Below are 528 nucleotides of genomic sequence, written 5' to 3' on the forward strand. Positions count from 1 at the left end.
TTATCTTTTCCTCCAGTCCTACAGGAACAGATTTTTTTCTGATCTATACAAAAGATAAAAATGCTACAGATATGTCTAATTTCTTAGCCATATCTAAGAGGCGTTCTGAGTGATCAATGCGAAGTTTACGTAAAATTTTACCAAAGGGTGTAAGCATCAAAAAAAGTCCTATTAGAGAAGAAATATTTCTTCTGATTCTAACAAATCTTTTTATGGTTTTCTTCAATTATTGCGAATCAAGAGTTCTTTTCGGGAAGTTTTTTTAGCAAAATCAGAGGTCCAAAGGGTCTCTAATTCTAAGATGTTCTAACTTTTTATTAACCATCTTTTAAGATGTGAGAAGCTATTCTCTACGACGTCCACGAAACGGGAAAAATCTATTACAAACATAAAGACAATGAAGGCTATCAATTTCATGATGCGTGACATCATCTTTAAACCTTGATAGGTTTCTATCATCTCGTGAAGAAGCTGTTGTTCTTTTTCTGTAAGATCTTTATCTTTGCTGCTTCGTTTCTTGACCATCTT

1 protein-coding gene and 1 pseudogene are annotated in these 528 nt (G+C 33.1%); both read right to left on the reverse strand.

The features are described 5' to 3' along the window. Positions 1-46: 46 nt before the first annotated feature. Positions 47-157, reverse strand: a pseudogene (locus tag ACFIKY_RS09330) (XRE family transcriptional regulator); the annotation flags it as partial. Between the two features lie 149 nt (positions 158-306). Beyond that, positions 307-525 carry a hypothetical protein gene (locus ACFIKY_RS09335; RefSeq protein WP_375661767.1) on the reverse strand — a complete coding sequence of 73 codons (219 nt, stop codon included), beginning with the start codon at positions 523-525 and terminating at the stop codon, positions 307-309. Positions 526-528: the final 3 nt, after the last annotated feature.

This window comes from Bartonella sp. CR127HXZ, from assembly GCF_042194555.1.
GTDB classification, from domain to species: Bacteria; Pseudomonadota; Alphaproteobacteria; order Rhizobiales; family Rhizobiaceae; genus Bartonella; species Bartonella grahamii.